Below are 7,037 nucleotides of genomic sequence, written 5' to 3'. Positions count from 1 at the left end.
GCCGCCGGCGGGCTTGGGGTGGGCGCTGAAGAAGCGCCAGATCGTCTCGGTGGCGTCGAGCGCGGTGGAGGGCGGGTCGAGGTTGAGCAACTGCTCCGCCCGGGGCGGGTTGGGTCGGCCGCCGGGCCACTGGTGCCCGGCGTCGGTGATGGTGATCAGTTCGACGGCCCGCCCGTCGGCGCAGGTCGCGGCGGTGCGCACGACCGGGCCGTCGGTGCGTACCGTCGGCTCGCCGCACCGGTCCACCGCCCGCCACCGGGCCGCCAGCTCCGGGGTGGGCGGTCCGTCGATCCGGACCGGGAGCCGGCCGGTGCCGGCGTTGTCCCGGCGGCCGGGTCCACCGCCGTACGGCATGGTCTGGTCCTGCCGGCCGTGGATGTGCAGCACGGAGACCGGGGGAGGGGACGGGCACGCGCCGGTCAGCGTGGTCGCTACCGCGCCGACCGCCGCGAAGATCGACGTGTCGCAGACCAGCCGGTACGCCAGCAGACCCCCGTTGGAGATCCCGGTGACGTAGGTCCGGGCGGAGTCGACCGGCACCTGGTCGCCGATCGCGGCGACCAGCTCCCGGATGAACGCCACGTCGTCGACCCCGTCCCGGGCGGGCGCGCCGCAGCACTCCGGCCCGACCGCCCAGGCCCGGTTCAGCCCGTCGGGGAAGGCGACGACGAAGCCGTTGCGGTCGGCCTGCTCCGGCCAGTGGTACGCCTGCTCGGCCTGGGTGCCGGTACCGGCCGCGCCGTGCAGCATCACCACGAGCGGGACCGGTGCGGTCAGCGGCGCCGAGGCGGGCCGGTACAGCCGGTAGCTGCGTTCCCGCCCGTCGACGGTGAGGGTGTGCGCGGAGGACCCGACCGGCAGGTCCACCGCCGGCCCGGGGCCGCCGGAGGTCGCTCCGGTGCGGGCCGGCTCCGGCGCGCCGTCGCGCCGGCCGGGGTCGCCGCCGCCCAGGCTGCACCCGGCGGCCAGGCCGACGGCGAGCGCGAGCACCCCGGCGACCCGGAACACCCCGGCGGACCGCCGACCGGGGGACCCGGCGCGGCGGGGAAAAACGGTAAAAGTAGTCATATCAACAGTTTCGCCAGGGAATGTTCGAGGACGGTCAACGCCGTGCCAGGGCTGGGCAAGCGTGGCGGGGCGGTCGGGGGTGCCGACCGCCGGCCCGGCGGACGTGCCGCCGGGCCGGCGGTGGCCCGGTCAGCAGCGGTCGCCGGAGAGCCGGATCAGCTCCCAGCCCCCCTCGGGGACGTCGTCGGTCGGGTCGGTCCGCAGGTTCATCGGGTTCGCCATGCCGAGGTAGAGCGTGGTCCCGTCGACGACCATGTTGCGGACGCCGTAGTTCAGGTGGTTGCCCACCCCGGCGTCGCTGATCGTCTTCGCCGGCTTCGTCGGCCCCGGGAAGGCGTACAGGTCACCGCCGTACACCGCCGGGGGGATCTCCGGGTTGGCCCGCGCCGCGGTGACGGCCGGCGCGGCGGCCAGCACGTCACCCATCGCCGGGGAGAGGCCCAGCTCCTCGGCGGTCGCCTGGCCGAGTTCCTTGGCGAGGTAGCTCCAGTCCATGGTGCCGACGAAGAGCTTCCCGCCGGCCACCGCCATCTTCCAGGTGTAGTTGTTGTACGGGTTGCCGAAGCCCGCCGGGCCGTACTTCGGGGTCAGCCCGTTCGACACCACCGACCAGGCACCGGCCCCGCCGTTGGCCGCCGGGTCGTACGCGGGCAGTTCGGTCGCCCCGTACAGCAGCTCCACCCGCTGGTGCCGGGAGCCGAAGCCCTTGCCCCGGTGGATGCTGATCGCCCGCTGGGTGTTCTGGATGGTGGCCCGGATCCCCGCCTCGTCGACCGGCGGGTAGACGCTCAGGTGCAGGGTGCTCGCCTTCAGCGGCACGTGCATGCTGCCCCAGTACAGGTAGCCACCGTAGGAGGCCAGCCCGCCCAGGCCGTAGCTGCGGGCGACCACCGCGTCCGGCTCGTATCCGGTCACGTTCCACACCTGCTGCCAGGCGCCGGCGTCGTCCGGGGTCAGCCCCGGCGCCCCGGCGGCGAGCTTCGGGCTCATCCAGACCGAGGCGATGCTCGCCGGCACCGGCGTCGAGGGCGTCGCGGCGGCCAATTCCTCGGTGCCGCCGGGCCAGGTGGTGACGAAGATCCGGCCCTCGTGGACGGTCAGGTCGGCGGCCTGCGCGGGCAGGTTCGCCACCTCCGCGAAGCTGAACGGGTCGGCCTTGCTGCCGGTCCAGCGCAGCACGTGACCCCGGTTGCCGCCGTTGGCGCCGACCCCCACCCCGGCGTAGAGCGCGCCCTGCGCCACCACGAAGTGCCGGATGTTGCCGTACGCGGGGAAGTTCCGCGAGCCCAGGTACGCCCCGGTGTCGGTGTCGAAGGCGAACAGGTTGATGCTCTCGCCCAGCGCCGGACCACCGAGCAGGGCCACCCCGCCGTGGTTGCCGGCCGCCCGGATGCCGACCGTGGTCTGCAACCGGGTCAGGTCGTCGGGGGAGGCGTTGCGGACCAGGTCCGTCTTCTCGGTGATCCGGTTGGCCCGCAGGTCGTAGCTGTAGAGCCGGGGCATCCGGTGGTCGCCCAGGGTGACCGGCAGTTGCGGGTTACGCTTGGCGATCTGGCTCTCGCCGTACTCGCAGACCCAGTCGGCGTTGATCGCCGGGGTGGTGTTGCGCAGGGTCCGCCCGCTGGTCAGGCAGTTGACGTTCGCTCCGGTACCGAAGAACAACGTCTTGCCGGCGCGGGTCATCCCCCACAGGTACGCCTGGTTGACCTTGGACTGGCCGGTGGCGCACGGCGGGCCCGCCGGGTACGGCTGGCCGATGCCCGCGAAGCACTCGTCCGGCGCGGCCTTCGCCAGCACCGTCGGGGTACCCGGTCGGCCGCCGGCCGCGGCGAGCGCCGCGGCCGGGGTGACCAGCGCGGGCCCGAGCCCGAGCACGACGACGGCGGCCACCAGCCGCCGCACGGAGGTCCGGAGTGGAATCACCAACTGCCTCACTTTCCGGGGAACGGAGGGACACCGGCGGCGGCCCGGGTGGGCCGCCGCCGTCACAGGGGACAACGGGACAGCGGGCTCAGACGGTCGCGGGCTGCGGGCGCGCCGGGGCGACGACCCGGTCGGCGACCCGCCCGGCCCACTGCGGCGCGTCCTCGAAGTCCAGGAACCGGCCGAGCCGGGTCAGCTCGCCGACCGGGTCGGCGACCAGGTCCTCGTACCGCATCCGGTGCAGGTGCTCCGGGCCCACGTCGGCCAGCGCCTGGTCGGCCTGGCTGGTCATGAAGGCGCAGAGCCCGAGGTAGCGGCGCGTCTCCCGGCCGCGTTCCCGCAGCGCCTCGGCGGTCAGCCGGTCCGGCAGGAACCGCTCCAGGTCCGCCGGGACCGACTGGCCCGGCGGCAGCCGGAACGGGTCCACGCCGCAGCGGCCGAGGAACTCCACCCGCAACTGGATGAGCTGGAACGACGAGTGCCGGCTCATCGACCGGGCGGTGTCCTCCCAGTTCCGGGTCAGGTAGACGATCTTGCAGTCGGGGAAGCCCTTCAGCAGGTGCGGGGCCAGGTGGCTGGAGCCGCCGGAACGCTCCACCCAGCGCCGCCGCCCGGTCAGCGTGGTGAGCAGGTCGAGGAAGTCCCGGTGGTGCGCGGCCACGCTCTGGGTGCGGAACCCCGGCACCCGCTCGGCGAGCTGGTCGAAGAGCGCGTCCGGGTCGTCGGTGAGCTTCGACAGGGTGATCGCCATGACCCGGGGCAGCTCGGTCATCCGCCCGGCCCAGCGCCCGGTCGCCGGGTAGCGGACCTCCTTCGGTGCCAGACCGATCCGGAACAGCGTGGCCAGTTCCGCCTTCGGCGCGGCCAGCACCGACCAGTACTCCGCGCCGGTGATCACCTCCTGGCTGCGCGCCCAGGGCGTGACGGACATGAAGAACTCCTGCGCGGAGAGCGTGTCCGGCTGCTCGGCGATGAGGTCGGAGAGCAGCGTGGAGCCGCAGCGACCGTTGCTGATGATGATCGACCGGCCCGTGATCGGGTTGTCCATCGGGAAGACCTCCTGCGTGTCGGGCTGTGGTGGGGTCACGGTGCGGGCCACGGGGGCGCTCAGGGGGCGGCGGGGTGGGCCACGGCCAGCCCGCACCGCTCGGTCAGCCAGGCGAAGACGTGCCGGCGGACCGTCTCCGGCCGGTCGATCAGGACGGAGTGCTTCTCGCCGGGCAGCACCACGACCCGGGCCTGGGGCAGCAGCCCCGGTACCGTCGGGGCCAGGTCCGCCACCGCGGACTCCCCGCCGTACAGGCAGAGCACCGGGCAGCGGATCGCCGCCAGCCGCTCGGCCGACGGCAGCCGGCTGGCCGGCAACTCGGCCAGGATCGTCGTGTCGGCCAACATCCGGCCGGTGTCGGCGGCCCGCCGGGCGGCGACCGGGCCCCGCCGCGCGCCGATCTCGGCCACCGCCCCCGCCCGGGGCAGCCGCTCCGCGACCCGGTGCAGGCGTGTCCGCACCCGGCGCATCCACTCCGGGGTCGGCGGCGAGGACTCCACGGCCACGATGCCGGCGACCCGCTCGGGATGGCGGGCGGCGTAGCCGAAGGCGACCGTCCCGCCGAACGAGTTGCCGAACAGCAGCAGCGGGCCGGTCACGGCCAGCTCGGCCAGGAGCGCCGCCAGGTCGTCGACGAGGTCGTCGAGGGCGTACCCGGTGGCGGGCCGCTCGCTGCGGCCGTGCCCGCGCAGGTCGTACAGCACGGTCGGCAGCCCGGCCCGGGCCAGCGGCTCGGCCATGGTGAAGTACCAGCTCGCCATGGTGTCCGAGGCCATCCCGTGGATGAGCACCACGGTCGGCGGCGGACCCCCGCCGGGCAGCGCCGGGGCGACGGGATCGAGCCGCTGCACGTGCAGGGTGATCCCGTTCGCCCGTACCGTGGTCACCGGTCGCCCGCCCCGGCCGCCGCCAGCGACGTGTCGATGTGCTCGACGAGCTGGCCGACCCGCAGCTCACCGACGGTCTCCAGGTCGAGTTGGGCGACGAAGTGGGCGAAGTTGACGGTGTCGCCGTAGCGGGCCTGGAGCCGCCCGGCGAGCGAGACGACGTCGATGCTCTCCATCCCCAGGTCGTCCCGGAACGTGGTGTCCATGGTGACCGGCTGGTCGGTGGCGAAGTCCCCCAGTACGGCGTTGATCATCTCGGTGAGTTCGGCGAGGGTGCTGGCCTGGGCCGTGGTCATGACGGTGCTCCTTCTGCTGCTCCGGTGGGGTGGGACGCTGGTGGGCGGGGCTGGCCGGTCACGGTCGGGACACCCCGGGCGCGACGGCGGGGTCCGGCTCCGGGCCCCAGGTCCAGGCGACGACGTACCGCCGGGGCGGCAGGTCGTCGGGGTTGGCGACCTCCCGGTGCCCGACCCGGTACGCCCGCCCGTCGACCTCGACGACGAGCGCGCTGTCGGTGGCCTCGCGTACCTCGAACCGGCGGGGCCGGCCGTCGAGCCCGGTGCCCTCCGCCTTGCCGACGGCCTCCTTCGCCGCCCAGAACCGGGTGAACCAGAGCCACCGCGCGTCGGCGTCGGCGCCGGCCAGGGTCGCCAGCAGCGCCGTCTCCGCGCCGGTGAGGGCGAACGACAGGGTGCTCTCCGGATGCGCGGTGATCTCGGCGACGTCGATGCCGACCCCACCCGTGCCGGCGCTGTTGCCGCCGACCCCGGTCGCCCCGCCGGCGCTGCCGGCCCCGCTTCCCGGGCCGCCGCCGTCGGGGCGGCGGCGTGCGATGGCCACGCCGATCTCCGCGCAGTGCGCCAGCGACACGTCGCAGTCGCCCAGGTTCCGGCCGGGGCGGCCCCGGACCCACGGCCGGCCGTCCGGGTCGTTGCCGACGGTCAGCTCGATCGGGTAGATGTCGGTGTGCCCGTCCTCCCACAGCCGGGCCCGTACCGCGTCCTTGACCGCGATCCGGCCGAGCATCCACTGTTTGCGGGTCTTCGCCGGCTGCCGCTCGTACTCGTCGTACCCGGCGCCGCCGAGGATGCCCCGGGCCGCCATGCCCCGGGTGACCAGGTCGGTCCAGCAGTCGAAGGCCATCGTCCAGCCCTCCGGCTGGAAGTGCGACATCGGGTACCGCTCGGGGAACCGCTCGGCGACCCGGGCCTGCGGGTGGCTGTCGAAGCGCCGGTCGACCGCGCCGTCGATCTGCGCCCACACCCGGCCCTCGTAGCTGAGCTGGGTGTCGGCGACGAGCGAGCCGTCGTCGATGGTGCGGACCCGGGCCACGCACTCGAAGGCCCGGCCGGCCGGCGGGGGCGGCCCGAAGAACCGGACGTGCCCGAGCCCCACCGGCAGCGCCACCGTGCGGAACGGCTGGGTGGTGATCAGCCAGTTGCCGATGAGTTGGAGCGCGTTGTCCAGCAGCGCGCCGGGTGGCACCGGGGCGGTGACCACGCCCCGCACGTGCATGTCACCGAGGGCGTGCACCTGCGTGACGCCCCGGAACTGCGGACCGTGGAACATCAGCCGCTCGGCGTACATCTCGGCCGCGCCGAGGGTGGGCGGCCGTTCGGTGGCCGGATCGTGCGTCCACACCGCCGGGGGAGCCGGGTACCCGGTGCCGACCTCGACGGTGGCGCGGGCGTACCCGCCGAGGGAGACCGCGTACCGCTGCGGCCCGGCCGCCCGGACCACGATCTCGACGTCCTGGCCCGGCTCGGCGATCAGCCACCGGCTGAACTTGGCGTCGTGCACGGCGACCACCCGGGCGTCGGGCACCAGCTCCTCGACGGCGTCCATCATGTGCGCGACCAGGGCGGTCGCCGGGACCACCGGCCACCGGTCCGCCGGGTCGGGCCAGTCGTCGGGCTGCACGAAGAAGCAGTGGTCCAACAGGTACGGCATGGTCTGCAGGTTGACCCGCAGGGTGGTCCGGCCGACCTCCGGTCCGGGCGCGCCGGTACCGGCCCGGGGCGCACCGGCGGAGGGCGGCGTGGCCGGTGCGGCCGGTGCGGCCGGTGGCCGGGACGGGGCGGCCGGGCCGGCCGCCGGCGGGAGGCCGCCGG

General features: G+C 74.8%; 6 protein-coding genes. All 6 read right to left on the bottom strand.

The features are described 5' to 3' along the window. The coding region (locus AWW66_RS30685; RefSeq protein WP_067373903.1) for an extracellular catalytic domain type 1 short-chain-length polyhydroxyalkanoate depolymerase at positions 1 to 1,068 on the bottom strand (1,068 nt) is incomplete at its 3' end. A gap of 129 nt (positions 1,069 to 1,197) precedes the next feature. Further along, the gene (locus AWW66_RS30680; RefSeq protein ID WP_245648563.1) at positions 1,198 to 2,991 is read right to left on the bottom strand and encodes a hypothetical protein; all 1,794 of its coding nucleotides are present in this window, start codon (positions 2,989 to 2,991) and stop codon (positions 1,198 to 1,200) included. Positions 2,992 to 3,079: 88 nt separating this feature from the next. Beyond that, entirely contained in the window at positions 3,080 to 4,039 is a 960-nt protein-coding gene (locus AWW66_RS30675; RefSeq protein WP_067373900.1) for a sulfotransferase, read from the bottom strand. 59 nt (positions 4,040 to 4,098) lie between these two features. Further along, a complete protein-coding gene (locus AWW66_RS30670) occupies positions 4,099 to 4,926 on the bottom strand; it encodes an alpha/beta fold hydrolase (protein ID WP_067373895.1) in 828 nt (275 codons plus the stop codon). Then, the gene (locus AWW66_RS30665; RefSeq protein ID WP_067373892.1) at positions 4,923 to 5,222 is read right to left on the bottom strand and encodes an acyl carrier protein; all 300 of its coding nucleotides are present in this window, start codon (positions 5,220 to 5,222) and stop codon (positions 4,923 to 4,925) included. Before AWW66_RS30665 ends, AWW66_RS30670 begins: the two co-directional genes overlap by 4 nt. Positions 5,223 to 5,280: 58 nt before the next feature. Further along, a partial coding sequence (locus AWW66_RS30660) for a 4'-phosphopantetheinyl transferase superfamily protein (RefSeq protein ID WP_157528199.1) occupies positions 5,281 to 7,037 on the bottom strand: 1,757 nt, incomplete at its 5' end.

Origin of the sequence: Micromonospora rosaria (assembly GCF_001567585.1) — a bacterium.
GTDB lineage: Bacteria > Actinomycetota > Actinomycetes > Mycobacteriales > Micromonosporaceae > Micromonospora > Micromonospora rosaria.
This window is presented reverse-complemented; position numbering and strand designations above follow the sequence as displayed.

Bases quoted from the DNA above. Each gene is read 5' to 3' on its own strand.
- AWW66_RS30675 (WP_067373900.1), bottom strand. From the start codon at position 4,039: ATGGACAACCCGATCACGGGCCGGTCGATCATCATCAGCAACGGTCGC.
- AWW66_RS30665 (WP_067373892.1), bottom strand. From the start codon at position 5,222: ATGACCACGGCCCAGGCCAGCACCCTCGCCGAACTCACCGAGATGATC.